At 45.4% G+C, this 23,995-nt stretch carries 26 protein-coding genes; 22 read left to right on the plus strand and 4 right to left on the minus strand.

Annotated elements, in window-relative coordinates:
- The 18 genes from MHH63_RS00520 to MHH63_RS00605 all read left to right on the plus strand — a co-directional run bounded on the left by MHH63_RS00520 (window position 1) and on the right by MHH63_RS00605 (window position 12,749).
- Window positions 1-471: a phage tail tube protein gene (locus MHH63_RS00520; protein ID WP_036681245.1), complete on the plus strand. Its 471-nt coding sequence runs from the start codon at window positions 1-3 to the stop codon at window positions 469-471.
- 125 nt (window positions 472-596) lie between these two features.
- Window positions 597-1,019 carry a phage tail assembly chaperone gene (locus tag MHH63_RS00525; protein ID WP_076129761.1) on the plus strand — a complete coding sequence of 141 codons (423 nt, stop codon included), beginning with the start codon at window positions 597-599 and terminating at the stop codon, window positions 1,017-1,019.
- A gap of 194 nt (window positions 1,020-1,213) precedes the next feature.
- Window positions 1,214-3,157, plus strand: coding sequence for a hypothetical protein (locus MHH63_RS00530; protein WP_341171107.1), 1,944 nt, complete (start codon window positions 1,214-1,216; stop codon window positions 3,155-3,157).
- A 1-nt stretch (window position 3,158) separates the two neighbouring features.
- Entirely contained in the window at window positions 3,159-3,911 is a 753-nt protein-coding gene (locus MHH63_RS00535; protein ID WP_076186589.1) for a LysM peptidoglycan-binding domain-containing protein, read from the plus strand.
- Window positions 3,912-3,920: 9 nt separating this feature from the next.
- Window positions 3,921-4,883 (plus strand): XkdQ/YqbQ family protein, encoded by a 963-nt coding sequence (locus MHH63_RS00540; protein ID WP_076099867.1) that lies wholly within the window; start codon window positions 3,921-3,923, stop codon window positions 4,881-4,883.
- Window positions 4,884-4,888: 5 nt separating this feature from the next.
- Window positions 4,889-5,185: a DUF2577 domain-containing protein gene (locus MHH63_RS00545; protein ID WP_076099903.1), complete on the plus strand. Its 297-nt coding sequence runs from the start codon at window positions 4,889-4,891 to the stop codon at window positions 5,183-5,185.
- On the plus strand, window positions 5,182-5,613 hold the full coding sequence (locus tag MHH63_RS00550; protein WP_076099869.1) for a DUF2634 domain-containing protein: 432 nt from the start codon (window positions 5,182-5,184) through the stop codon (window positions 5,611-5,613). Before MHH63_RS00545 ends, MHH63_RS00550 begins: the two co-directional genes overlap by 4 nt.
- On the plus strand, window positions 5,606-6,664 hold the full coding sequence (locus MHH63_RS00555) for a baseplate J/gp47 family protein (RefSeq protein ID WP_341171108.1): 1,059 nt from the start codon (window positions 5,606-5,608) through the stop codon (window positions 6,662-6,664). The genes MHH63_RS00550 and MHH63_RS00555 overlap by 8 nt, the downstream gene beginning before the upstream one ends.
- A 1-nt stretch (window position 6,665) precedes the next feature.
- Window positions 6,666-7,079, plus strand: a complete 414-nt coding sequence (locus tag MHH63_RS00560) for a phosphoglucomutase (RefSeq protein WP_341171109.1) — start codon at window positions 6,666-6,668, stop codon at window positions 7,077-7,079.
- Between the two features lies 1 nt (window position 7,080).
- The gene (locus MHH63_RS00565; protein WP_341171110.1) at window positions 7,081-8,103 is read left to right on the plus strand and encodes a DUF2793 domain-containing protein; all 1,023 of its coding nucleotides are present in this window, start codon (window positions 7,081-7,083) and stop codon (window positions 8,101-8,103) included.
- An 11-nt stretch (window positions 8,104-8,114) separates the two neighbouring features.
- Window positions 8,115-8,450 (plus strand): hyaluronate lyase N-terminal domain-containing protein, encoded by a 336-nt coding sequence (locus MHH63_RS00570; RefSeq protein ID WP_076099872.1) that lies wholly within the window; start codon window positions 8,115-8,117, stop codon window positions 8,448-8,450.
- 3 nt (window positions 8,451-8,453) lie between these two features.
- Window positions 8,454-9,065 carry a putative phage tail protein gene (locus MHH63_RS00575; RefSeq protein ID WP_076280154.1) on the plus strand — a complete coding sequence of 204 codons (612 nt, stop codon included), beginning with the start codon at window positions 8,454-8,456 and terminating at the stop codon, window positions 9,063-9,065.
- Between the two features lie 11 nt (window positions 9,066-9,076).
- On the plus strand, window positions 9,077-10,690 hold the full coding sequence (locus MHH63_RS00580) for a hypothetical protein (protein ID WP_076099875.1): 1,614 nt from the start codon (window positions 9,077-9,079) through the stop codon (window positions 10,688-10,690).
- Between the two features lie 19 nt (window positions 10,691-10,709).
- A complete protein-coding gene (locus MHH63_RS00585; RefSeq protein ID WP_076099877.1) occupies window positions 10,710-11,027 on the plus strand; it encodes a hypothetical protein in 318 nt (105 codons plus the stop codon).
- 125 nt (window positions 11,028-11,152) lie between these two features.
- Complete coding sequence (locus MHH63_RS00590) at window positions 11,153-11,284, plus strand: XkdX family protein (RefSeq protein ID WP_076129770.1); 132 nt, start codon at window positions 11,153-11,155, stop codon at window positions 11,282-11,284.
- A 73-nt stretch (window positions 11,285-11,357) separates the two neighbouring features.
- The gene (locus MHH63_RS00595) at window positions 11,358-11,762 is read left to right on the plus strand and encodes a hypothetical protein (RefSeq protein ID WP_076129771.1); all 405 of its coding nucleotides are present in this window, start codon (window positions 11,358-11,360) and stop codon (window positions 11,760-11,762) included.
- The gene (locus tag MHH63_RS00600; protein ID WP_076129772.1) at window positions 11,763-12,455 is read left to right on the plus strand and encodes a M15 family metallopeptidase; all 693 of its coding nucleotides are present in this window, start codon (window positions 11,763-11,765) and stop codon (window positions 12,453-12,455) included.
- Window positions 12,456-12,467: 12 nt separating this feature from the next.
- Window positions 12,468-12,749 (plus strand): holin, encoded by a 282-nt coding sequence (locus MHH63_RS00605; RefSeq protein ID WP_076099882.1) that lies wholly within the window; start codon window positions 12,468-12,470, stop codon window positions 12,747-12,749.
- Between the two features lie 103 nt (window positions 12,750-12,852).
- Here the strand turns inward: MHH63_RS00605 and MHH63_RS00610 are convergent, their stop codons facing one another.
- From MHH63_RS00610 to MHH63_RS00625, 4 genes are all read right to left on the minus strand, one after another.
- Window positions 12,853-14,163 (minus strand): MBL fold metallo-hydrolase, encoded by a 1,311-nt coding sequence (locus MHH63_RS00610; RefSeq protein ID WP_076274761.1) that lies wholly within the window; start codon window positions 14,161-14,163, stop codon window positions 12,853-12,855.
- A complete protein-coding gene (locus tag MHH63_RS00615; protein ID WP_076274762.1) occupies window positions 14,160-15,839 on the minus strand; it encodes an ABC transporter permease in 1,680 nt (559 codons plus the stop codon). Before MHH63_RS00615 ends, MHH63_RS00610 begins: the two co-directional genes overlap by 4 nt.
- Window positions 15,840-15,844: 5 nt before the next feature.
- Window positions 15,845-16,924 (minus strand): ABC transporter substrate-binding protein, encoded by a 1,080-nt coding sequence (locus MHH63_RS00620; protein ID WP_076280180.1) that lies wholly within the window; start codon window positions 16,922-16,924, stop codon window positions 15,845-15,847.
- Window positions 16,925-17,014: 90 nt separating this feature from the next.
- Window positions 17,015-17,983: an ABC transporter ATP-binding protein gene (locus MHH63_RS00625; protein ID WP_076219057.1), complete on the minus strand. Its 969-nt coding sequence runs from the start codon at window positions 17,981-17,983 to the stop codon at window positions 17,015-17,017.
- A gap of 165 nt (window positions 17,984-18,148) precedes the next feature.
- Here MHH63_RS00625 and MHH63_RS00630 point away from each other — a divergent pair, with 165 nt between their 5' ends.
- From MHH63_RS00630 to MHH63_RS00645, 4 genes are all read left to right on the plus strand, one after another.
- Window positions 18,149-19,042, plus strand: a complete 894-nt coding sequence (locus MHH63_RS00630) for a LysR family transcriptional regulator (RefSeq protein ID WP_076129777.1) — start codon at window positions 18,149-18,151, stop codon at window positions 19,040-19,042.
- 234 nt (window positions 19,043-19,276) lie between these two features.
- The gene (gene ppc, locus MHH63_RS00635; protein WP_038573414.1) at window positions 19,277-22,069 is read left to right on the plus strand and encodes a phosphoenolpyruvate carboxylase; all 2,793 of its coding nucleotides are present in this window, start codon (window positions 19,277-19,279) and stop codon (window positions 22,067-22,069) included.
- Window positions 22,070-22,581: 512 nt separating this feature from the next.
- Complete coding sequence (sigW, locus tag MHH63_RS00640) at window positions 22,582-23,148, plus strand: RNA polymerase sigma factor SigW (protein ID WP_036681288.1); 567 nt, start codon at window positions 22,582-22,584, stop codon at window positions 23,146-23,148.
- A 121-nt stretch (window positions 23,149-23,269) separates the two neighbouring features.
- The gene (locus tag MHH63_RS00645) at window positions 23,270-23,884 is read left to right on the plus strand and encodes a zf-HC2 domain-containing protein (protein WP_036681404.1); all 615 of its coding nucleotides are present in this window, start codon (window positions 23,270-23,272) and stop codon (window positions 23,882-23,884) included.
- The last annotated feature ends 111 nt before the right edge of the window (window positions 23,885-23,995 follow it).

The raw sequence follows: 23,995 nt of genomic DNA on the forward strand, positions 1-23,995 counted from the left end.
ATGGCATTTTTAAAAGCTAGTGATACGATTTCCGGCCAGGAGGGCCGTGCTTATGCTGTGATTGGTACGCAAACCGAAGAGATGTTCTATGTGAAAACTCTTGAAGCTACAGTAGAAAAAACAAAGGCAGAGGTGAAAACACTGGGCCGCCGGGGTGTTCAGCATAAAGCGACTGGATGGTCGGGCAGCGGTTCAATGACGATTTTTTATATGACTAGTCGTTTCCGCCAGATGATGCTCGATTATATGAATACGGGTGTTGATCAGTACTTCGATATTGAGGTTACGAACGAAGATCCATCGTCCAGCGTGGGAGCACAACGTATTATTTTAAAAGGCGTGAACCTTGATAGTGTCATCATGGCCTCACTTGATACAGAGTCAGATGCTCTGGAAGAAGAAGTTAGCTTTACCTTTGAAGATGTGCAGATTGTGCAAGCTTTTGGTGCTCCGGCAGGTTCCGGGCTTTAATTAAGACAACTAGATAGATTGGAGCAAGCAAGACCCGAACGTAGAATGAGCGGCGGGTCTCTTCTCTGTCTATTGGCAGCTAGTAGCAGGAGAAGTATCTAATAAATAATTCTAGGAGGAAGACAATGAGCGAATTAAGTTTGTTTTTTGCCCAAAATGTAGCATGTGACACGACCGAGGAGTTTGTAGTATCCCAGCGTTTTAAGGATAAGGAAGGAAATGCGGTAGCTTGGAAGCTGCGCAGTATGACTGAGGATGAGAATCAGGAATGCCGCAAGGCCGCAACCCGTAAAGTCAAAGGTAAAAACGGAGTGTATACCTCCGAAATTGAGCCTAACGATTATATGGCGAAGCTGATGACCTCAAGTGTAGTGCATCCGGATCTGAAAAATGCTGAATTGCAGCGTTCTTATGGCGTACTTGGCGCTGAGACACTGCTGCGTAAAATGCTGCTACCAGGTGAATTCGCGGCGTTGGGTGAGCGGGTGCAGGCCTTAAATGGTTTTGGCACGGATATGAACGAGCTGGTGGATGAAGTAAAAAACTAATCAACGAGGGCGATAGTGAAGCCAATTTTGCTTATTACGCCCTCCATGAGCTGCACATTTTACCCCATGAGCTGATGAAGCTGTCTTCCCGCGAACGCGCCGCAATATATGCGATGATTGCTGTTCGTGTGGAGAAGGAGAAGCGCGATCAGGCACGGAGTAAGGCGAGGAAGAGATAGTTAGGGGGTGAGAGAATGAAGATAGACGCATCTAAAGCCGTAATGCTACCGATGAAATCTCTGGGAATTTGGAAGAGTGTTAATAAACAATGTGTTCGTGTGAACAGCAATCTGGATATCGTTAATCGATTGGTCAAGGGAGTGCAGGTAGTTGTTAAGCGATCAAGCGATGAGATGAGCCGTTCTCTGAATCTAGTGAACCAATCTTTGCAGGATATCAATGATACGCTGCTTGAAGGCTTTAAGAGACTTCCTCCTAAGGTCATAGTTTCTAGAGATATAGTTATCGAGCAAAGCCAACAAGCAGGGCAATCACAACAGTTAGCGCTTCGAACATTAAATAGCTCCCCAAGTGTGCAAAAAGGTAAGGCTGAAGAAGAAGAGGCGAAAAAGGTAGAGTGGTGGAAAGGGCTAAAAGCGAAGGAGAAAAAGAAAGAAGAGGAGAAAAAGCCGGAGGTTAAGGCTGATCCGGTCCCCAAGCCCAAAATTAATCTGAAAAAGGAACCTCCGGTTCCACCATCCCCACCAACTCCTGACTCGAGAATTATGAAGTTTCTCAAGACAGTTGATGTGGTAAAGCCATTTAATGCCGTGAAGTCTTTTGGGGAGAAAGCTGTAAAAGCTGCGGCACAACCAGGAGATATCGCTGACTGGAATAAGCTGAATGACAATACAGATGCTGCACTTGGGAAAATCGGTGAGAAAGCAATGGGAGCCTTGAGGCCAGTGATGGATACATTGAACGAGGCGCTGACTTCAAGCCAATTTATGCCGATTATAGATGCTATGGCTAACGGCTTTCTGATCATTGCTAATGTGATTGGCATGGTAGTGGATGGCTTATTATGGTTGGTTGGAGTGGTGCAGGAGAACTGGTCTTGGATTAAACCGATTCTTGAAGCGATAGCCATTGTCTATCTCGTAGCTATGATCGTACAAGTGGCTCTACTTGTAGCAGCCGCTTATCAGCTTGCAGCAGCATGGTTGGTAGTAAACTGGCCTATTTTAGTGGTTATCGCTGTTATAGCTGTTCTTATTTATATTTTTCAAATGTTAGGTATTTCTGCGGGGGATGTCGTTGGAGCTATAGTGGGAGCATTTGGATGGTTAAGCGCAGTGATGGATAACATTTGGATTTTTATACAGAATGCAGCTATCTCTGCATGGGATTATATAGTGAATAAATTTCATGAAGCGGTCAATTTTATGAAGCAGCTGCTATATGATTTGGGTATGGGTGCCCTTAATGTTCTTTACAATATGACAGTTGGAGCAGAGGGCTTTGCCGGGGGATTCATGAAGGTAATGGCAAAAGCAATCAATTGGGTACTAGACAAATTCAATTCCATGATTGAGGCTTTAAGTCATATTCCATTCTTCGACGAATTGGGGATAAGTGAACTAAAAGTTGAGAGGAAGGAGCCGGAAATTCCTCATGCGGCAAGCGATATGATCGATAAATACCGGCAAAATTTTAAGGCGTTTGCTCCTACCGCTGATAATTTTCCAGAGCAAAAGACTGCTAAGATCGAGTACGTTAATCTTGAAGATAGTTTTAATAGCGCCAGTCAAAAAGGAAAGAATGCCACGAACAAGTTGATGGACAAAGGGCGCGATGCTACTGAAAAAGTGAAGGATATGTTGAATCCGATCAGCAGTACAAAAGCACTGGATTCAACAGGTCTACTAGCTACTCAGGGCAATAATCTGAACACCGTCAACCGTGTGAACGAGCTCGGCTCCATCAACGACACCGTAGACATCTCCAGTGATGATCTGAAAATGCTGCGCGAGCTGGCCGAGATTCAGGCGATCCAGAATTTTGTGGAGCTTACGCCGACGGTGCAGGTGACGACCGGGAATATTAACAATGCCGGAGACATTGATACGATTATCAACAAGATCGGGCAAAAGCTGAACGAGGAGTTTGTCTCTACGGCGCAGGGGGTGTATACGTAACGTGGAAGAGTACGGGATTTTTTTGGGCTTTAATAATCAGGAGGATGCAATCCGGCTGCCAGTCAATCCAGAGACCTTGGAAATCAAGGAGAGTGGAGATGGAAAAAGCTATACCATTATCGATCTGGGTGAGATCAATACGATTGCTTATCCGAAGCTTACGGAGATCACAATTGAAAGTATTTTCCCGGCACAAAGGTATCCGTTCGTATTGGTGCAAGAGGATGGATTGAAAAGGCCTTTTGAATATGTGGAACTTATTAAGAAATGGATGAAGAGTCGTCGGCCTATTCGGTTTGTGTTCTCCGGTGTGAGGTATCCCGATGATACGAAAAAGGATGAGAAGAAGTTAAACAAACCGCAGAAATGGCTAGAGGAATCTTCAATTAGTGAGGATAGATCTTTAGAAATTGATTTTGCTGTGAATATGGCTATGAGCATTGAAGGTTTCACTTGGAAGCTTAGTGCGGGTACGTCAGGGGATATTGAATATTCGTTATCTCTCAAAAAATACGTATTCTATCAGGCGGTAGCTGTGAAGGTTGTCAAAGGTGAAGTGAAGGCGGAGCAGAAGCGGGCCAATGAAAAAGCAAAGCCTACTACCTATACCTTAAAAGCTGGAGACAGTCTATGGAGCATCGCTCAAAAAAACCTAGGAGATGGCTCGAAGTACAAAGTCATTCAGAAGCTTAATGGCATTCCGGATAGTGAGCTGAAAAAGCTGCCCATCGGTAAAGTCATCAAGCTGCCGTAGGAGGGTGTTATGGAACTGCTAGTGAAGAATAAAGAAGGGAATCTATGGGATATTTCTGGCATCGTCTCAGATATTTCTTGGAAAACCGCACGGTCAGGTAAACCGTCAACGCTAGAGTTAACGCTTGTGGACAGCGGAATCTATCAGCTCCCCAAGTTCGGGATCAGCAATGGTGATATTATTCAGTTCAGTAAAGATAATGTGGATGTATTTTACGGATTTGTGTTCAGCATTGATACGGGCTCGGATCAGGAGATTAAGCTGACAGCCTATGATCAGATTCGTTATTTGCTGGGCAATGGTAGTTATGTTTTGCAGGATGTTACGGCTAGTGATGTTATCAAGAAAATAACAACGGACTACGGATTAAAGACAGGTGTGCTGGAGGAGACAGAGTACCGGATTCCTTCTTTAATTGAAGATGACAAAAAGCTGTTAGACATCATTATGGGAGCCATCGGCAGTGAGCTTCAGTATAAGGGGCGGTTGATGGCTTTTTACGATGATTTTGGGAAGCTGACGCTGCGTAAACCGGATTCTATGCTGCTTAACCTGGTGCTCGGAGCGGGTCATTATCTGTACGATTATTCGCTCAAAAAAAGTATTGATGACGATACGTACAACACGATTTTTCTGTACAAGGATAACGAGGCATCGGGCAAACGCGATTTCTATCCGGTTAGTGACAAGGACAATGTGAAACGCTGGGGTATCCTGCACTTGTATCAGAAGGCTGATGACAAAGCGAATGCTGCCCAAATTCAGGAGAAGGCAAACAATTTACTGAAAATGCACAACCGTGAAAAGCTCAGTCTCTCCGTACAGGCGATTGGTGATATGCGCGTAAGAGCAGGCAATTTCATTTATGTCCTATTGGATGAATTCGAGACTCAATTGTTTCTGGTGGACCAATGCAGCCATAAGATTTCTGGAGGGGAGCATACCATGTCCCTCGATATTAAGGTGGTGTAGAAATAATGTTAGATATTATTAAAAAAGCAAGTCTAGGAGCCGTGGGAAGTACAAATCCCGTGGCTTTTTCTTATGGAACGGTAACGGAGGCAGCTCCTTTGCAGATCCAGGTGGATCAGCGGTTTATTTTATCGGGGAATGCGTTAGTGCTGCCTGAATCGGTAATGGAAAGCAAGATCGACATCGAGGGCAAAGAAGTAATACTTCGGCGAGGACTAGCGAGTGGGGACCGCGTATTAATGGTTCGAATGCAGGGCGGACAAAGCTACATTGTTCTGGATCGGCTGGTGAGCCCGATATGATCCCTGCGATTGGAAAAGCTGGACCGATAACGGCCCTGCTTGAGGGGGAGGTCAACCTTGAGCGTGGGGAAAGTCCTAGTCTTACGTACCGGATGGATTGGGAGAGAAAAAGGATTACAGGCCAAACGGATGGACTAGAAGCTGTTCAACAGGCGGCGGCTAAAATATTGCGAACCGATCGGTTTGAACATCTGATTTACAGTTCTGATTACGGAACAGAGTGGCGGTTGGTGCTTGGCAAGGATCGGCTGCTGGTTAGAGCTGAAATCAGACGTATCGTAAGTGAGGCACTACTTCAGGATGAACGAATACTTAGCTTAGAGAATATTGTTGTTTCGTTTACCGGAGATAATCTAACTTTTGACTGCAAGGTCGTCACACGTTACGGAAATTTTCAGCTGAGAAAGGAGTGGAATGAGGATGTATGAGGATCAGACGTATGAGGCTCTTTTGGAGCGGATGCTGGACCGGATTCCATCAGGATTGGATAAACGCGAGGGCAGCATCATTTATGACGCGTTGGCTCCAGCAGCCGCTGAGTTGGCACAGATGTATATTGAGCTGGATGTGAATAATAATCTGTATTTTGCAGATACGGCTACCGGAGAGTACTTAGAGCGAAGTATCTCCTGGTTAGGCATTGTAAGACGTGAAGCTAGCAAGGCGCAGCTGAAAGGGATTTTTTATAAGGCGGATGGAGGATTGTTAGATGTTCCACTCGGCAGCCGCTTCTCACTCGAAATGCTGAATTATACGGCTGTGGAGAAGTTATCTCCTGGAGTGTATCGCTTGGAAAGTGAAACCGCTGGAGAAGAAGGAAATCGATATTTTGGCTCTTTACTGCCAGTGGATTATATCTCAGACCTAGCGCGCGGAGAAATAGCTTCTCTTCTGATCCCTGGGGAGGACATTGAAACGGATGATGCACTACGCCAGCGTTATTTGGATTCAGCCAGACGCCCAGCTACTAGCGGAAATAAATATCACTATATGGAGTGGGCACTACAAGTTCCGGGTGTGGGAGGCGCACGTGTTTTTCCATTATGGAAAGGTCCTAAAACTGTGAAGGTGATTATTGTGGACGCCGAAAAAAAACCAGCATCCGAGCTGTTGGCGGCTCAGGTGCAGCAATACATTGATCCGGTCTCAGGAGCGGGTGAGGGACAAGCACCGGTAGGGGCTGTGGTGACCGTGGCGCCGGCTGCGGGCAAAAACATCAGTATAAACGCCAAGGTAACCCTTGCTTCTGGCTATGCACTGCAAGCTGTAAACCAAGGCTTTCAAGTGATGCTTGAGAAATATCGCAAGGAGAAGGCTTTTTCAGCAACCTATATCAGTCAGTCTGTCATCGGGGCATTATTGCTTGCTACTGAAGGAGTTGCGGATTACACAGAGCTGAAGTTGAACAGTGGAGCGGGCAATGTGATGTTGAACGAAGAAGAAGTACCGTTGTTCGGTAACGTTCTACTGGAGGTGTAGCATGGGTTATCCAGAGCAAATTGATATTTTTCAAGAAAAACTTAATAAAAAAGCAAACGGTAGCAGCTACGTTATCGAAGAGAGATTACCGCTTGTAAATGGCGTTTACAGTGGTCTTCTAGCGCATGACAATATTAATAATCAGACCATTGCGGTGTACACGGGGTCACAGTATTCCGGGATCGAGCTACGCAATTTCACTGTGTCTTTTCCGGATGAGGCGCCCTGGCGGCGGTTGATTAAGGTTTTTGCCGATGTGCCTGAGGTATATGTGACTTACGAAACCCCCGGCGATACGGTTGAAGCAGAGGATATTAACGGTTTGCAGGTGAGTCTTACCGCTGTCCAAACTGAAATAGAGCGTTATAAGAGCAAAGGCCAGATTGACGGGGGATCATTTAGAAGAGAGGTGTAAAATGGCACAGACCATACAAATAAAGCGGGGTACAAAGGCTGAGCTAACGAGTTATGGCGTGTTAAAGGCAGGTGAGCTTGGTTTTTGCAGTGATACTAAGGAAGTTTATATTGGTGACGGCACGTCCAATTCCATGGTCGGCAGGGCGCTGTCAGGGCCAGAAGCTTCGCGTCCGGTTGCAGGATCCGTTGGTCATTTGTATTACGTGACTACGGGTTCGAATAGCGGATATTTATATTTTGATGATGGGGCAGCTTGGCGGCGGGTGAATGTGCAGAAGCTTACCGATCTGACAGGTACAATTGATGATATCGCTGATGGAGCAACCTATGCGAAGGTGCTTAAAGCGGATATTAGTGCGGGACATATCAATAAAGTATCGGATGGCACAAACGTAAAGACTGCCGCTGAGATCAAGACTCACATTGATGATGTGGCCAAGCACCGGACAATCAATGATACAGGGACTACGATTACAGACTTGTGGTCTGCACAGAAGATTAAAAATGAAATTGAGTTGGCCAAGCATAACATCGAACCGCAAGCATCGGTAAAAGACCAGAACCTGCTGGCTCCACCTGCCAGTCCGGTTGAGGGTGATCGATACATTATTCCAGCGGGAGCAACCGGGGCATGGGCGGGGAAAACGAATCAAATTGTTGAATACCAATCTGTCGCTTGGGTATTTTATGTTCCTGCCGTCGGTTGGACCGCTTACGTCGATGATGAGCAGAAGATTTATAGCTGGAACGGCAGCGCATGGGTACGCACGGGTGGTGCACTACAGACCATTACAGCTGGGAACGGGCTAATTGGTGGGGGTCAGGCCGATGCTGTGACACTCAATATTGGTGCAGGCAATGGAATCACGGTTACTGCAGACGCGATTGCGGTTACGGCAGGAAAAGGGATCACCGTAGATGGATCCGGTGTAGTTGTAAGTGTGGATGGAAGCAGCATCATTTATGATGCAGCGAATGGCAATAGACTTACCGTAGCCAGTATTGATGGCGGAACATTCTAGGGGGCGGGACAATGGCTCTAAAAACATTGATTCAAATACGCCGCGGCTTGGAAAGCGCCATTGGAGCGCTGGCTATTGGTGAGCTTGGGTATTGTACAGACAGTGGCAAGCTGTACATTGGTTCTGCCGCTGGTAATGTCTTGCTGGTAGCCGCGCAGAGTACCGGGGATATGCTGAAAAGCATTTACGATACGAATAACAATGGCAAGGTGGATTTTGCGCAACAAGCGGATAGTGTAGCTTGGGCGGGGGTAGCAGGTAAACCAGTGGTATTTCCTCCGGCGGCGCATACACATGATTATTTGCCCAAAGGCCCCCTAACCTGGAATCAACTGAAGGGGGTGTAGAGGATGAGTTACGGCAGCTCTTTATACAGCGAATTGCAATATTCCGCAGATAAAGATTCGAGCCATCCGGGTGAAGTCGAGGCGCCTGATCTAATGCAGTATTTGCCGGACTATTATAAGGATGTCCGCGAAATGGAGAAGCTTCAGGAGACCATCGGGCTAGAAATTGGTGGACTGAAGCTGGGCACTATAGACGTACTGGATCAGGCTTTTGTTGAAACGGCAACGGTGAGCCTTGGACGATGGGAAGCTGAGCTTGGACTAAATATCGATTCATCCAAGTCATATGCCACACGCCGAGAGATGATTAAGGCAAAGCTGCGTGGAAATGGGACGACCACACCGGAGATGATTCAGCGGACGGCGTCAGCTTTTTCAGGTGGAGTGGTTGAAGTAAAGGAAGTGCCTGAGGAGTACCGTTTTGAGATTCATTTTGTGAGTACACTGGGGATTCCTCCAAATATGGCAGGGTTGATTCAAATCATCGAAGAGATTAAACCTGCGCATTTAGCTTATGAATTTGTGTTCAGCTATACCTGGTGGGAATCTGTTAAGGCTTTGACTTGGGAGAGTGCTCACAGTAAAACATGGAACGAATTAAGAACTTATAGATAGGAGAGTGACATATGCAAACCACAGGAAATTTGGGCTTAAAGAAGCCAGAGGGAACAGATATCGTTGATATTGCCGATTTGAACGGGAATATGGACATTTTGGACAATGCAGTGAATGGCAAGGTCGATAAAGTAACAGGCAAACAGCTATCTACGAATGACTACACCGCAGCTGAGAAAACAAAGCTGGCGGGGATTGCGACGGGAGCGAATAATTATACTCACCCAGTTACCCACCCACCAGCTATTATTGCTCAAGACGCGAGTAATCGGTTTGTTACGGATGCTGAAAAGACGGCGTGGAATGCAAAAGCTGGTACAGCCGTAGCTACAACTTCTACAAATGGCTTGATGTCTGCTGTGGACAAGACACTACTGAATAACAACACTGGATTTGGTACTACGGCTGGTGCAGCTACCGCATATACTCTTACACTTAGCCCAGCACCTACGGCGCTGATAGCAGGACTGAAATTTAGTTTCAAAACACACATTGATAGCGGAGCTAATCCTACACTCAATCCTAATACATTAGGGGCCAAAGCAATCAAGAAACCCAATGGAAATGCGGCAACACTTGCCCTGAACGGAGTTTACACGGTTGTATATGATGGCACGGCTTTTATCTTACAGGGTGAAGGGGGTGAATATGGAACAGCAACAGCAGCCCAGGTGCTAGCGCCTTACACAGTAGGACAAGATAACGGACTAGTGACGGGGACGATACCCACAGCGGCAGCAGGGGCGGCACCTGCTAAAGTAGTGGGCTACAACGGAAATCTGGACGTTACTCCGGTTAAGGCATATAACGACGGAACTACTGTGATAAATATTAAAGACGCTAACTATAACACAGCTAACTGGTTACGAGGCAAGTCGATATTTGGCGTAGATGGAGCTATTCCCGACTTTTCTTCAGCCCCTGCGAGTGGCTATAAAGCCGCAAAAAGTGCGAAAGGTGATTGGTCTGGTAGTCTAGTACTAGAGCCTGAAACCGGATACTATAAAAGCGGATTAAATTCAGGTGGTTTTGGTGCTATTATTGCAAGTGACCCTAATTTTGTACCTTCTAACATTCTACAAGGCAAGACGATATTTGGCGTTGACGGTGCGATTGTGCAGCAACCGGCCAGCGCTTCATCAGTAAGTACGACATGGGACGGAATTAATTTATGGGTTCGCATTCCAAGAGGCGCGTATTTAAATAATGGGGGCACAGGAGTACCCGAAATAGTAGTGAATGCTGCACAGGCTAGGGCAGATAGTAATATAATTGCATCTAATATTCGAAACGGAACATGGGTGTATGGGGTGCAAGGCACGTTGCAACCGAAACAATTTGCTTCTGGCTCACTAGTTACGGGGGGGGTTGTTAATGTGAGTGGTTTAGGGTTCAGACCAACAGGGATCGCAATGAAACATAACCCTGATAGTGGTCTTGGTTGGAGTTCGATGTTTATCTATTATTTAGACCCTGTTATTGGAATGGGAATACAAGCGATGTATATTATGGGGCAAGACGTTCCGTTGATTATATCGTTTTATGAAGGTTCATTTTCGGTAGATAAACAGTATAATCCAAACACAATGCCTTATCAGGAATATGTATGGGCGGCGTGGAATTAAGAGGGAGGAAGGTAATACAATGCAAATTGGACGAAAAATATTTTATGAACTAACAACAGGTTATGTTGTTCAAGATACCGGAGAGAGATCCGGTGATGTTATTGAGACAACTATAGATCAGGATTTTGCTGCATATCGTGCGCTGAGTGAACGCGTACCTGAAACGGTTGGAATTCTTCAACTAGAGTATGAAGAATATAAGCAAGATTTTGCAGAATGCAACGGATACCGCGTAAACGTTAATACTAAGAAATTAGAGTTCAGTTATCCTGACCCTAACACCGAGCCTGAGCACCCACAAGAGCCTGTGTATCAAGAGCCTTTAACCGAAAGGTAAAAAAACTTGAATTAGAGAGTGCTGGCATAGGATTCGAACTAGCAACGACTCAATCTCGATTGGATCAAGCTGAGCAAGAACAGGCGAATCTACTTCTAAGCCTTGTGGAAGGAGATGTACTGTAAATGCACTGGTACGCACTGGTTAAGCGATACTTTGAAGCAGGATTGTATACTGCGGAGCAGGTACAGGTTTTTGTTACCTCTAAAAAGATAACGGTTGAACAAGCTGAAGAGATTACAGATAGCGCCGCATAGTAGGCGTTTTTATTTTGCCCTCGTATCTGCTACGAGGGCTGTTTTATTTATCACTTTAGAAGGGGGCTGTTATATGACCATTGTGGGAGTGAACTCAGGAGGAGGCGATGCTGAAGCAGCGCCCATTGAGCACCGTTTAGAAGATGTTGAAAATAGACTAGTAGTCATCCAAGACGAGATCTTTAGATTTGAAACAGAATATCTAAGTTTTAACAATGAGCTTGTATTATTAAAAGAAAAACAATCACGTCATGAGGAAGATGTGAAGCAAATTAAACAATCAACGATAGAAATGAAAATTCAATTCAACGAGATTATGCGGCGTTGGGATACTTTGGACTCACGTGTGTTCCAGCTATTGCAACAATCCCAGACGGACAGCAAGAGCGAACGAAAAGTGTTTATCGATTTACTTAAATACGTTCTGGCGGGAACTATCTTTGCTATTATTGCCTTTTTATTTAAAGGAGGGGTATAGATGCTCACTTTGTCCCAAATCAAAGAAAAATCAAGTAAACGCCTAACAGGCCTACATCCCGTAGTCCGTTCCGCTGCTACTGCTCTAATCGAACGCTGTTACAAACTCAACATCCCCATTCTCATTACGCAGGGACTTCGCACAATTGCCGAGCAGGATGCTCTATATGCACAAGGCCGCACCAAGCCCGGAGCGATTGTAACCAATGCGCGAGGCGGGTATAGCTATCACAATTTTGGATTGGCCGTAGATTTTGTTCTTTTGCTGCCGAATGGATCGAGTGTGTCATGGGATATGTGCCGGGACGGCAATAACAACCAGATCGCAGATTGGCAGGAGGTTGTGAAGGAGGCAAAAGGGCTGGGCTTCGAGTGGGGTGGCGACTGGACAAGCTTCAAGGATTACCCCCATTTTCAAATGGCGTTTGGGTTAACACTCACACAGTTACGAGCAGGGACAAAGCCCTCAACATCTGCGGTGGAGTCAGCGTATAAGGTCATCAATCGGAAGGAGGAGGAAGAATTGAAGAGTGATGTTATTGCTGTCGTAAAGGTTAACGGGGTTAAGGTTGCAGATGGAGTGCTTGAAAAAGGCATCACCTACGTCCCTGTACGTGTTATTGCAGAAGCGCTGGGTGCTCAGGTAGGTTATGATTCTGCGACTCGAACGGTTGAGATTATAAGTAGCCACTAAGGAGGGAAAAGGATGGAAACTGGAACAATTTTAGATGATGTTATGGCGTTCGCCTCTATATTAGCAGTATTCGTACTGGCACTGGTTCAGTTGGTCAAAAATAGTATCAACATCCCGCGTAATGCAGTACCGATTATCGGACTATTGATAGGTTTGTTCATCGGCGTAGTAGCGTATCCTTTTACTGAACTTGATTTAGTGCTTCGCCTTTGGGCTGGGGGTCTTGCAGGCTTATCTGCAACCGGGTTGTTTGAGCTAGCTTTTAAGGATCGCCCGGGCACGACGAAAGGGTAAGTGGATAATAGGTACGAATTATAAAAAGGGCTGTTCCAAAAAGTCTGAAAAAGACCTAAGGAAGAGCCCCATTGTTTTTCTCATGATATTACATAAATAAGTTTCAGAACGAAAGCGTGCTGCCGGGTTGTAAAGAATATAGTCCTGTGAAACCTTCTCCTTTTAATATAGAAGCTACTTGGTCGATATGTGGTTTGGGAGCATGGACGAGCACTGTCCGGTGGCTGGGAATCGTTTGGAGCATTTTGCGAATGTCCGGCAAACCTTGATGGACTTTATAGCGGATAAGTGAGACTGTACAGCGTACGCTGCTAGATTCTCCGATCATAGCTTGCTCAACAAGACGATGTCCAAAGCTTCCGGCCGCTAAATGTCCCGTAAAAATCACATGGTTGTCAGGAGAAACAGAGAGTTGCTGAAAGTATTCTTGTGCTTTTGCTGACTGCATCATCCCGTCATTGGTGAATACGATAGCTCCCTTAAGATTCAACATTGCCTTCGCGCGTTCGTCCGAATTAGATACAACACACAAGTTTTTTCTGTTAAAAAGCGCATTTACGCGCTGAATAGCGTCCTCTTTCAGCCATTCCACCTTGTCGCTTAATGCTCGTAAAGGAGCGACGAGTACTTCTTCAACGATCAATTGATGATCTGGAAAACATTCATTTGCCCATACGACCAATTCCTGGCTTCTGCCATGGATAGGCACAGGAAGGAGGACTGAGCCCCCTTTTTGCAAGGTGTTATGGATGGCTATCTCTAATTGCTGTAATTTTACAAGCTGCTCATCAGGATCAGCCCCATAAGCGGCATCGATAATGGACAGATCAGCCACATTTTTAGCTTCGGCTTCCATAATTGCTGGGGTGTCTGCCGTGAGCAGCTGCGACTCCTCTGTATAATCCCCCGAGAAATATATGAATTTTCCGTCCCATTGGATAACCAGCCAAACCGAACCTGCTAAATGCCCGCTACGTCCCCATTGAACTCGAAGGTTAGGCGCAAGCGTCAGCCAAGTTTGAGGGGAGACATGCTCCTCTAAATACTTGAATTGAATAGCTTCTTTATCCGTTTCCTCATAGGGGAGCGGGGCGGATTGAGCCGCCACATATTTATCCCAGGCCTCGAAATAATCAGGAAGCTGTAATGAGGTGGATCTAGTAGTCCATACCTTACCTCTGTATCCGTGTTTATAAAGTAAGGGCAGCGCTATGGAATGATCCTCATGAGCATGAGACAGAAATACTGCCTGCAAATGTGGAATAATATCCTTATCAAGTAGGGGGTATTCCCCTGGGCCTTCTTTTTTTACGCCACAATCGAGCAGGATGCCATTTCGTGAATCCTTGCCCTGCAAAAGATAGGAGGAACGGCCATGTTCTCCGGCCCCTCCCCAAATCGTTAGTCTGCTCATTGTTGTCTCCGCTTTCTATCTGGGCTTAAATATTCTAAGACTAATAGTAGTATGGTGGTGATACCTACTGAAATTACAGCCATGGCCATCCCCATCGCTACCGCACCTTGTTCAAACTGGGCAAAAATATAGGTTGCCGAGGTCTGCATTGAAGGCGGAAGAATGAGTAATGAGGCTACCAGTTCCCGATTGGAAATGGTGAAGGTCATCATCCAGCCAGCCACCATCCCCGGAAGGATGAGGGGAAGCAGGATACGGCGGAACACATACAGCTTACTACCTCCGAATACTTGTCCCGCTTGCATCAGAGAGGAATCGATTTGCCCATAGCTTGCTTTTACATACTGAACAGTATAAGGAAGGAAAAGTACGACATAAGTCAGTACAACCATCCAGTAGGTATTATAGAGCGGGATAGGCATCCAGCGGGCATTCCACAGCAGAATTAGCCCTACTACAATTACAATTCCAGGGACTGTATTTGGAAGCAAGCTGAATAAATCTGTAATTTTCTGCTTGAATGTAGCCCCTTTTCCTACCGTTAAGGCAAACCAAGTCCCCAGAATAACAGCGATACTGGAAGCAACGATAGCTAATGTGAAGCTATTTAATAAGGCCTCAAGTCCTTGCGAACCCGGGGATAACAGCTCTGCATAATGTTTTAAGGTTAGATTGCTCCAGGATACACCTTCTCCCCGAAGCTTCAATAATGAGGCTGTTATGATAGAGAAATAAGGAATGCCGATGGATGCCAGAAGCAATAGAAGAACATAACCCCAGCTAAGAAACCCTACGATGCCTGTACTCTTATAACGTTTAGTACGAGTTCCTTTTCCACCGATCAGACGGTAAGAGTAGCGGCTGCTAATTATAGTTTGGATGTACCACATGACAAGACAAACTCCGAGCAGCAAGGAGGCTAGTGAAGTAGCCTTACCAAAATCAATCGGCCAACTGGAGATATATTTATGGATCTCAGAGGTCAGCACGTAAAAGCCGATCCTGCGGCCAAAGGTCGCAGGGGTACCGAATTCAGCAATTGTTTTGACGAAGATGAGCAGTGCTCCAAGCCCATAGCTAGAGAGCAGTAAAGGAATAATCACTCTTTTAAATCTGTAAAAGAAGGGGGCGCCGTGAACCGAGGCTGCTTCCTCCAGATTGCCCCCGATCTGCAAAAGCGCATTGCGCAGCAGCAAATACAAGAAAGGGAACAGATGAAGGCTCATGATCAGCACCATACCCCCATAACTAAAGAAATACGGTGTCAACACGGAGGAGGAGGGCAGAAACTGCTCCATATACCCACCCGTCTGCATAAACAACATCCAGCCCATAGAACCAATGTAAGGCGGCGTCATAAATGGAATTAACAGCACGACATCCAGCCAGTTGTGGCGCCCTAAGTCGGTTTTTGCCATAATCCAGGCTAGAGGCAGCGCAAACAACGTAGTTAGCAGAATAACGCTTACCCCAAGCCCGATAGAATTCAGCAGCACCTCTACTAGGTCATTGCTCGCCATAATGGTTCGTAGTGGTGCGGCTATGTCGAGATGCCCCTCTGGATAAATACTGGTCCAGAAAATGAGCAGGAGTGGCAGCAGCACGAGCACGGTTAGTATAAATAAAGCCAGTCCACCGCTCACCCATTTAAATGAGCGCAAAGAGTTAGTATTCATTACGCTTATTTAAAAATTTGTGTGAAGGTCGAGGAAACTTCATCGCTGTGCTCATTCATCCATTCCCAATTCACATCAAATGTTTTGATTTCTTCAAGATTGGCACGATTTTCTGCCTTCACGTCAGTTCTGCCTGGCAGCAAATAGGCTTTGGCAACAAGGGCTTGCGCTTCATCGGAGAGAAGGTAGTCGATAAAAGCCTTAGCGTTATCTACATTTGGGCTTGTCTTAATGATCGCAGCTGGGCGGGGGCTGATCACTGTTCCTTCAGCAGGATAGACGATATCTACAGGTTCTCCGTCAGCTTTTGCTTTATAAGCCATGTAATCTACGCCAGCAGCAACGACGGATTTAGCACCGGTAATCACCGGATCAAGTGCCTCTTGATTGGCGCCTGCCATAGCTACTTCATTGCTTTTATATTGTTTAAAAAGATCCCAGCCACTGTCCCCCTTAGCACTTAAATACCCAGTCATGAAATCAAGAGCCGAGCCGGAAAGTGAAGGATCGGGGATATTGACTGCACCCTTCCATTCCGCTTTGCTGAGGTCATCCCAGGAGGTCGGCGGTGAGCTTACTTTTTTGGTATTGTAGACAATACCGAGTGCGGATGCACTGTAACTGAAATAGTTACCTTCATCTATATCTGACCAATCGCTAACCAGCTTGTCTGCATTAATCGCTTCTTTATATGGAAGTAATAATCCGTCGTTTTTCATTCCTTGCATGGACGGAAGAGAGGCGAGGACAACAACATCAACGACCGGGTTGGATTTTTCTGCTTCCATGCGGGCAAGTATTTTTCCTGTAGTGCCTTGGAACATTTCAACCTTAACGCCGGTTTTGGCTTCAAACCCGTCTTTGATTTTATTGGCTAAACCTTCAGGGCCTGCACTGTAAACGACAAGATTGCCGCTTAGTGTCTTTTCTGTTGGTTGTGGGGCTTCAGTTTGCGTCGCCGCCGCAGTATCGGTTTGGTTGTTGCTTGCGTTAGCCGCAGGGGTGTTCGAGGAGCCGCAGCCCACTAAAGTAATACCAAGTGAAGTTGTTAGAAGAAGTGAACTTAACCCTTTTGTCTTTTTCATTTGATTCAATGTTATTGCCTCCCTAATATTGTTGTGTGCATCTTGCTGCATGGAACAGCATCATATAGAGCCATTCCATGCAGTGGACGCTTAATTCAGATGATGGATTTGGTGCTCTGAAGCGTACAGCTGGATCTTTTCCCCTACAGGTAGGCGCCGCTCATGATAAGCGGTCCAAGTCCCATTGTGCTCCATGTCCAGAATGATCTCATAGCGATCCCCCATATAACTCACATGCTGAATAGTCCCTGTAAAAGGAAGAGAGGAAGCATTCTCCTGAGACCAGCGTAAATGTTCTGGACGCAGCATCTGTTTATCCGGAACGATCCAGTTGGATTTTCCAATAAAGTGGGCTACAAAAGGATGACTCGGTTTACGATAAATGTCCTCAGGAGATCCACTCTGTAAAATAGTGCCACCTTGCATTACAACTACTTCATCTGACATAGACATCGCCTCGGTTTGATCATGCGTCACATACAGGGCTGTAATGCCCATGTTTTTTACCAAGGAGATTAACTCCAGCCTCATTTCATCTCGCAGGACCGCATCCAGCGCACTTAATGGTTCATCGAATAATACAAGCTGAGGGCGCATGACTACGGCTCTGGCAAAAGCAACCCGCTGCTGTTGTCCACCGGACAGCTGATGTGGAAAACGCAGCTCCAGCCCCTCCAGCTTGACCGATCGAAGCGCCTCCTGTACCCGAACCCGTAAATTCTTTTTTTGTTTGGAAGCTCGAAGTCCGAAGGCTACATTCTCGAACACAGTCAGATGCGGCCAGAGGGCGAAATCTTGAAAAACCATGCCAAAGTTACGGCGATGAATGGGGTGGCTAATTCTTTTGCTGCCTGAAAAAATAAACTCATCATCGATCAGAATTTCTCCTGCATCCGGTGTTTCCAGCCCAGCAATCAGACGGAGTAGTGTCGTCTTTCCACAACCTGAAGGACCGAGTAATGTCGTAAAGCTTCCAGCGGGAATCTTCAGATCTGCAGCCTTCAAGGCATGCACATCTCCGAATTTCTTTTCCAATCTGTGGATTGTAATTTCCTTCATTCTATCTACCTGCCTGTTCTTAAGCTTGTTCTTAGTGTAAAGGTAAAGAATTCCCGCTATATTTGCTGAATGTAACTGTGATATTAACTTTTTTGCCGATTTATTTTAACATTCATAGAATTCTTCTATGTTACCGTTTAGGAAAAGGCGAGGGAGTGGAAGAGAATGAACCTTAATCTAATGAAGCTGGAAATTGTAGAACTGCTGAATAAACATAAAAAAATTACCACGGTAGCAGATAAACTCGGACTAAAGCAGCCCACCGTTACGTATCATTTGAAGAATTTAGAGCAGCAATTGGGGGAGAAGTTATTTGAATCCAGAATGGATAAAATGATTCTTACGGAGAGTGGCAAAGCTTTTCTTCATTATGCGATCAAAATCAATGCGCTTGCTGCGGAAGCGGAGCGGGTGGTAAAAGAGTTCAGTCAGGCAGGTCGGGGGACACTGAAAATTGGCGCCAGTTATGTTCCAGCTACTTATATTCTTCCACAAATATTGGGGCAGTTTGGCGAACAGCATCCGGGGATTACCATTTCTTTATCGGTTAAGCCTTCACCGGTGATCAAAGAAATGCTTGCCAGTCATGAGATTGATCTTGGTATTTTGTCTACGGAATCTTTTTATCTGCCTGATCTGCATACTCAAGCCTTATGTGAGGATGAGCTTGTCCTTGTTTTTGCACCTACACATGATTTTGCCGGATTTTCTAATTTAAACTCAGCGATGATTGCTTCAGCGAGCTTTATTTTACATGACAAGGAATCAAGCACACGCCAGTTGACGGATAAATGGTTTGAACGAGAGGGAAAAGAATCAAAACCGCATATTTTGCTCGATTCACTGGAGGCAATTAAGCAATCGCTCATGAGTGGACAACATGTTTCATTTATTTCACGCCTTGCTGTGGAGGACGAGGTAGCCAGAGGAAGATTGCTAATGCGAGCCATTCCGGATTATAATTTTGAAAGACATATTTATTATTCGTATAACCGTGATCGCCATTATTCTCCTTTAATTGGACTGTTCATTGATCAGCTCCGTACAATCCGAATATAAGCATACATAGAGAATATACGATAGAGCCATTATATATATGAAAGAATACATAAAATATAAGGACTGTATAAATTCAGAAATTGGTGTATAATCTTAGGTGCTGTGTCGCTTTACAGCACAAAAAAGTTGCAGATTTTCAAACGGTTTTATTGTATGATATGAGGAAGCTTTAATAGACGATATTTAGACAGACAAACTTAACACATTGATCCGGAAGAGAATGGGGGGAGCAGCATGACCGAACTTACGACTACCGTCAGCAAAAGCAACTCTAACAATCTGCTGCGACGGGACGTACGGTTCTTGGGGAACATTTTAGGAGAGGTCTTGGTTCACCAAGGCGGTAACGAACTGCTAGAGATCGTGGAGAAGATCCGCGAGACCAGTAAATCGCTACGCTCACTATTTTTACCTGAACTGCATAGTGAATTTAAGGAGTTAATCAATTCTTTGGATCCGGAGAACCGTCATCAGGTAATAAGAGCGTTCGCCATTTATTTTCAATTGGTGAATATTGCCGAACAGAACCACCGGATTCGCCGTAAACGTGACTATGAACGTTCAGCTGGGGAGACAGTACAACCCGGTTCTATAGAAAGCGCTATTCAAGAGCTTCGTGAACGTGATTTCTCTCATGAGGAAGTCAACGAGATTATTGAAGGATTGTCTCTGGAACTTGTAATGACGGCACATCCAACGGAAGCTATGCGCCGTGCGATTCTCGATATTCATAAACGGATATCCGATGATGTTATGGGTCTTGATAACCCTACTTTAACTTTCCGTGAACGTGAACAGCTTCGCGAGAAGTTATTGAATGAAGTGATTACGCTTTGGCAAACGGATGAGCTGCGTGACCGCAAGCCTACAGTACTCGATGAAGTGCGTAATGGAATGTACTATTTTCATGAGACGATTTTCCATGTATTGCCTGACGTGTATCAAGAGCTTGAACGCTGTCTGAGCAAATATTATCCAGGACAGAATTGGCATGTGCCAACCTACTTGCGTTTTGGATCATGGATTGGCGGAGACCGTGATGGTAACCCTTCGGTAACCTCAACAGTCACTGCGCAGACTTTACGCATGCAGCGTAAGCTGGCCATTCGTGAATATCAGCGTATTATGCGTGAACTCATGAAATATCTAAGCTTTAGCACAAGTATTGTTAAAGTGACGCCTGAGCTAGTAGAATCCATCGAAGCTGATCGTCAGATCATTAACCTAGGCAAGATGGAAGAATGGCGCAATGACAATGAACCTTACCGTATCAAGCTTAGCTACATGATCTCTAAGACACAAAATGTTTTAGATGATGAGAAAAAAGATACTCCTGAGCGTTATGCTACACCTGAGGAGTTCATAGATGATTTGAATGTCATTGACCGCAGTCTACGGCATCACTACGCCGACTATGTGGCCGATACTTATATTAAAAAGCTAATCCGCCAAGTGGAGCTGTTCGGATTCCATACGGCAACTCTTGACGTGCGTCAACACAGTCAAGAACATGAGAATGCCATGACAGAAATTTTGGCGAAGATGAACATTTCGCCGGACTACTCTAAGTTGACGGAGATCGAGAAGATTGATCTGCTGGAGAAATTGCTGAATGATCCACGTCCGTTGACCTCTTCTTACCAGACGTATACTGAAAGTACAGAGGAGTGTCTGGCGGTTTACCGGACGATCTTCGCATCGCAGGAAGAGTACGGCAAACAATGTATCACCAGTTATCTGATCAGTATGGCTGAAGCTGCGAGTGATATTCTGGAGGTTATGGTCTTCGCCAAAGAGGTAGGACTATTCCGCAAGGATAACGACGGTACAGTTGTATGTACCCTGCAAGCTGTGCCACTTTTTGAAACGATTGATGACTTGCATGAAGCACCGCAAATTATGAACACACTGCTCAATATGCCGATCTACCGTGATGCGGTAAGAGCAATGAATGATTTGCAGGAAATCATGCTTGGATATTCAGATAGTAATAAAGATGGCGGCGTGGTTACTGCTAACTGGGAACTGCGTGTTGCCCTAAAAGAAATTACAGCGACAGCGGATAAGTTCGGAATCAAGCTGAAGTTCTTCCATGGTCGTGGTGGAGCGCTCGGCCGCGGGGGTATGCCACTTAACCGCAGTATTCTTGCTCAGCCTGCTTCGACAATTGGCGGCGGGATTAAGATTACCGAGCAGGGAGAAGTAATCTCCTCCCGTTACTCCATGCAAGGAATTGCTTACCGCAGTCTGGAGCAAGCGACATCTGCGCTTGTAACAGCAGCAATTAGTGCGAGAGTGCCACAAGCGGATCTTTATGAAGAGAAATGGGAAGAGATTGTTGCCCGTATTTCTGAGGTCTCGCTGAACAAATATCAGGATTTGATCTTCCGTGATCCGGATTTCCTGACTTATTTCAAAGAATCAACACCTCTGCCTGAGGTTGGAGAGCTTAATATCGGTTCCCGTCCTTCCAAACGGAAGAACAGCGACCGTTTTGAAGATCTGCGTGCAATTCCTTGGGTATTTGCATGGACACAAAGCCGTTATTTGCTCCCAGCCTGGTACGCTGCTGGAACCGGACTGCAGAGTTTCTATGAGGGTAAGGAAGAGAATCTGAAGATAATGCAACATATGTATGAGAACTTCTCATTCTTTACTACACTGATAGATACGCTGCAAATGGCTATTTCAAAAGCGGACTTGATCATTGCTAAGGAATACGCCAGCATGGGCAAGAACGAGGAAGCACGTCAACGGATCTTTGGCCAGATTGAAGATGAATTTAATCTGACCTCTGAGCTGATCCTGAAGATTACAGGCCAGCAGGATATTCTGGATAACGTTCCTGTGATTCAAGAGTCGATCAGACTCCGCAATCCATACGTTGATCCGCTTAGCTACCTGCAGGTTCAATTGCTATCTGAGCTTAGAGCGCTCCGTGAAATTGATGGAGATGATAGCGAGCTGCTTCGCGAAGTATTGCTTACCATCAACGGCATTGCCGCCGGTCTTCGGAATACCGGCTGATATAGTCTTAACAACAAAAAGTCCGCCCTATTTGGGGCGGACTTTTTTTGCCTAATACAAGTGTTGTGATCATAAACTGTATATTGCTGCTGTGAACATTACTTGTTTCTAAATATTGGAGAGTCATACCCGATAGTTCTTTATTGCCCTACCCAAGTAACCGAGTTGTAAACGTAGGTAAATAACGTGGCACTTATTACTTCGGTGATGGAGCAGCGTAGAGAATATTTGGAACTGTAGGAGCGCCAGCGTTCGCCTTTATCCTCAGATTTCGACCGCTATATGCGGTTTCTAATCAGGAAATCAGAGGATAACAGCGACCGAAAGTCCAACATTCTTTGGAATGCTATCGTATTCACACCGTGTTTTATTCCTAAAAATTAACTCAGTTTACATAGAAGGTTACAATACAATCCTTGATTTTTACACAAACTTGAATTACGATTTAATTGCTTGTACCGTGGATATTTGCGAAGAAATACCAAGGGCGGCAAGTCTGGGGGAGTTAACAGGTGGAGAATTTGGAAGGCAGATTGACAAAGCTCGCCTTGAAGGGCGACCAAAGGGCATTTGCCGAGCTTGTGGAACTATATAAAGACAAAATATATCATTTAGCTTACAGGATGTTGAACAATCGCCATGAGGCGGAGGATATTGTTCAGGAGACCTTTTTGCGTGTGTATAGGAATTTGGATCGTTATGATGATAAACAGAAGTTCTCCACATGGATTTACCGGATTGGAACGAACCTCTGTATTGATAGATTGCGTAAACGAAAACCAACCTATTCACTGGATGCTGAAATGAACGATCAGGAGGGCCTTGATGGCTATTCGTTGATTCCGAGCGACAATGTGACACCTGAGACCGAACTATTGCTCTCTGAGACGCAGGGGCTAATCTATGAAGCGATTGACAGTCTGCCTGTGAAATACAGGTCGGTGATGATTCTGAGATACCTGCAGGATCTGTCCCTTCAGGAGATTAGTGATGTCCTGGATATGCCCGTGACCACGATTAAGACGCGTGTACATCGAGGCCGTGAATTTTTGCGTAAAAAATTAGGCCCAAAAATGTAAAAATAGATTTTATTTATGAAACATCTTTTCGAGAGCGACGTATGTAAGTTAAGCAAGTCTTATGTGTCCTGACCCTTTGTCTTAGGATAATTAAATAGCACTCATGAAAGGATTGGCTCCTATGGAATGCAAACTGGCCGTCTCTATGATGCATGACTACTTGGATGACGACTTGCCCGAACAGCAGCAGAGGGAATTGAAGGAGCATCTTCTATCCTGTCCAGATTGCCGTGCAAAGTTTAAAGAATTGGAACAGACAGATATGTTGATGTTCTCCCTAATGCATCAGAATCCTGTAGCTTCAGATGATCTTGTGAGCCGGATAATGAGTTCATTGCCAAAGACTAAGAAAGAAAAAGCCTTTATTACCTGGATCAAGAGACACCCTGCACTTACAGCGGCATCTCTATTCCTTGTCGTTATGCTGATGAGCACCGTAACTTTTTGGAGTCCAGACCGACAACTTGTAGTTAGAGGTGTTGATTTGGATCAAGTGGTCATCAAAGGGGATACTGTAATTGTACCTTCCGGCAAAATAATTACCGGGGACCTTACCATAGAGAACGGTAAAGCACAGGTATATGGAGAAGTGAACGGCAACGTGACAGTCATTGACGGATCTCTATATCAGGCTTCAACAGCTCATATTTCTGGGCAAGTCAAAAGCATAGACCAGGCAGTAAGCTGGTTCTGGTATAAAGTGACGAACATGTTCTCTGAAGTTGCCTACCGTTAATGCGGGCAGTGGTTACCTTGAGCAGGAATATTAATTAGCGCCTCTTTTTCCGGAAAGATGGCGCTTTTTTGTTTCCTTAAATTGGGTGGTTTCGGAAAGGATTGAGGGACT

Source organism: Paenibacillus sp. FSL H3-0310 (assembly GCF_038002785.1).
In the GTDB taxonomy this organism is placed as follows: Bacteria; Bacillota; Bacilli; order Paenibacillales; family Paenibacillaceae; genus Paenibacillus_AQ; species Paenibacillus_AQ odorifer.

Bases quoted from the DNA above. Each gene is read 5' to 3' on its own strand.
- MHH63_RS00625 (WP_076219057.1), bottom strand. From the start codon at position 17,983: ATGAAGGAAATTACAATCCACAGATTGGAAAAGAAATTCGGAGATGTG.
- MHH63_RS00525 (WP_076129761.1), top strand. From the start codon at position 597: ATGAGCGAATTAAGTTTGTTTTTTGCCCAAAATGTAGCATGTGACACG.
- MHH63_RS00600 (WP_076129772.1), top strand. From the start codon at position 11,763: ATGCTCACTTTGTCCCAAATCAAAGAAAAATCAAGTAAACGCCTAACA.
- MHH63_RS00540 (WP_076099867.1), top strand. From the start codon at position 3,921: ATGGAACTGCTAGTGAAGAATAAAGAAGGGAATCTATGGGATATTTCT.
- MHH63_RS00560 (WP_341171109.1), top strand. From the start codon at position 6,666: ATGGGTTATCCAGAGCAAATTGATATTTTTCAAGAAAAACTTAATAAA.
- MHH63_RS00630 (WP_076129777.1), top strand. From the start codon at position 18,149: ATGAACCTTAATCTAATGAAGCTGGAAATTGTAGAACTGCTGAATAAA.
- MHH63_RS00610 (WP_076274761.1), bottom strand. From the start codon at position 14,163: ATGAGCAGACTAACGATTTGGGGAGGGGCCGGAGAACATGGCCGTTCC.
- MHH63_RS00545 (WP_076099903.1), top strand. From the start codon at position 4,889: ATGTTAGATATTATTAAAAAAGCAAGTCTAGGAGCCGTGGGAAGTACA.
- MHH63_RS00575 (WP_076280154.1), top strand. From the start codon at position 8,454: ATGAGTTACGGCAGCTCTTTATACAGCGAATTGCAATATTCCGCAGAT.
- MHH63_RS00520 (WP_036681245.1), top strand. From the start codon at position 1: ATGGCATTTTTAAAAGCTAGTGATACGATTTCCGGCCAGGAGGGCCGT.
- MHH63_RS00645 (WP_036681404.1), top strand. From the start codon at position 23,270: ATGGAATGCAAACTGGCCGTCTCTATGATGCATGACTACTTGGATGAC.
- MHH63_RS00585 (WP_076099877.1), top strand. From the start codon at position 10,710: ATGCAAATTGGACGAAAAATATTTTATGAACTAACAACAGGTTATGTT.
- MHH63_RS00595 (WP_076129771.1), top strand. From the start codon at position 11,358: ATGACCATTGTGGGAGTGAACTCAGGAGGAGGCGATGCTGAAGCAGCG.
- MHH63_RS00550 (WP_076099869.1), top strand. From the start codon at position 5,182: ATGATCCCTGCGATTGGAAAAGCTGGACCGATAACGGCCCTGCTTGAG.
- MHH63_RS00530 (WP_341171107.1), top strand. From the start codon at position 1,214: ATGAAGATAGACGCATCTAAAGCCGTAATGCTACCGATGAAATCTCTG.
- MHH63_RS00605 (WP_076099882.1), top strand. From the start codon at position 12,468: ATGGAAACTGGAACAATTTTAGATGATGTTATGGCGTTCGCCTCTATA.
- MHH63_RS00565 (WP_341171110.1), top strand. From the start codon at position 7,081: ATGGCACAGACCATACAAATAAAGCGGGGTACAAAGGCTGAGCTAACG.
- ppc (WP_038573414.1), top strand. From the start codon at position 19,277: ATGACCGAACTTACGACTACCGTCAGCAAAAGCAACTCTAACAATCTG.
- MHH63_RS00570 (WP_076099872.1), top strand. From the start codon at position 8,115: ATGGCTCTAAAAACATTGATTCAAATACGCCGCGGCTTGGAAAGCGCC.
- MHH63_RS00555 (WP_341171108.1), top strand. From the start codon at position 5,606: ATGTATGAGGATCAGACGTATGAGGCTCTTTTGGAGCGGATGCTGGAC.
- MHH63_RS00615 (WP_076274762.1), bottom strand. From the start codon at position 15,839: ATGAATACTAACTCTTTGCGCTCATTTAAATGGGTGAGCGGTGGACTG.
- MHH63_RS00620 (WP_076280180.1), bottom strand. From the start codon at position 16,924: ATGAAAAAGACAAAAGGGTTAAGTTCACTTCTTCTAACAACTTCACTT.
- MHH63_RS00580 (WP_076099875.1), top strand. From the start codon at position 9,077: ATGCAAACCACAGGAAATTTGGGCTTAAAGAAGCCAGAGGGAACAGAT.
- MHH63_RS00590 (WP_076129770.1), top strand. From the start codon at position 11,153: ATGCACTGGTACGCACTGGTTAAGCGATACTTTGAAGCAGGATTGTAT.